The 1,454-nt window shown below is 75.4% G+C and carries 1 protein-coding gene; it reads right to left on the reverse strand.

What is annotated here, in order from left to right:
• Positions 1 to 59: 59 nt before the first annotated feature.
• Positions 60 to 1,454: SUKH-4 family immunity protein (locus ACWGI8_RS44260; RefSeq protein WP_453669276.1), on the reverse strand; the 1,395-nt coding region annotated here is incomplete at its 5' end.

Below are 1,454 nucleotides of genomic sequence, written 5' to 3' on the forward strand. Positions count from 1 at the left end.
GCCCCGGGGTGCGGGGCGGACGCCGGGTTCCGTGCGTCAGGACCGTGTGCGTACCGCGGTCAGATCAGGCCGTCCCACATCTGCTCCAGCAGCACCGACCACCAGCTCTCCGGCGACGACAGCGCCGCCGGATCGAGCGCCGCGAGCTGCGACTGGAAGTCGACCGTCCAGCGGCCCGCCTGCTCCGGGTTGAGCCCGAAGCGCAGCCGCCACATCCGGCCGAGCAGCGCCAGGCAGCGGGTGAACTCCGGCAGTCCGCTGTTCACGAACTGCGGCGCCATCGGCTGCCCGCCGGGCCCGCCCTCCACCGGCACCGCCACGATCTGTGCCGTGCCGTACTGGACACAGATCGCCCGGCCGAAGTCGGTGCCCACGACCAGATACGAACCGGCGTCCGACGCCGGCTGGACCTGCCGCTGCGCGGCCAGTTCGGCCAGGGTCGGCACCACCGGCTGAGCCGGCTGCGCCCAGAAGAACGGCCCGAAGTCGGCCGGCAGACCCGCCCACACCAGGGTGCGCGCCACCACCTCCGGCACGCCCTGACGGGACACCGCCCGCTGGTCGAACCGGCAGATGCCCTGCGGCCCGAACGCCCCCGCCAGCTCCTGAGCGATGGCCTCCGGGGGCACCGGCGGCGCCGGCTGCACCGGCGGTACCGGAGCACGCACCGGCGCGGGGCGCGCCGGGCCGTCCGCGACCTGGTGCAACTCGCCCTGGTGGGTGAGGAGCTGCTGCATGCCACCCTGCCGGCTGGCGTGGTCCTTGCCGTACGGGGCGATGTTGGTGATCCGCGCCTGCGGCCAGGTCTCCCGGATCATCCGGGCGCAGTAACCACCGGGCAGCTCACAGGACTCCAGCTCGGTGTGGAGCTCGAGCACCTGGTCGTTGGGGACGTTCATCCCGCGCAGCTCATGGAAGATCTGCCACTCCGGGTGCGGAGTGCCGGGCGCCGAGCGGCGGATGAGCTGCTGCTCGGAACCGTCGGGCGCGCGGTAGCGCAGCACAGCCTGGTAGCCGCCGCCCACGGTCGGCACACCGGCCGGCTGCTGCTGCTGCTGCGGATAGCCGTATGCGGGCGGCGGTCCCTGCGGCGCCAGTCCCTGCGGTGCCGGTCCCGGGGGACCCGGAGGCTGCGGAGCCTGCGGCGGCGGGACCTGGCCGGGGCCGGCCAGCATCGTCGCGGCGTGATGCACACCGCCGGGCGGCGTACCGGGAGCACCGGGAGGGCCGGGCGGCTGCGGAGCGTTCGGAGCACCCGGAGCACCCGGCGGACCGGGCGGCTGGGGCGCAGCCGGACCGACCTGGCCCGGGCCCGCCAGCATCGTCGCGGCATGATGCACACCGCCGGGCGGCGTACCAGGAGCACCGGGAGGGCCGGGCGGCTGCGGAGCGTTCGGAGCACCCGGAGCACCCGGCGGACCGGGCGGCTGGGGCGCAGCCGGACCGACCTGGCC

The organism is Streptomyces sp. NPDC054841, assembly GCF_053611045.1.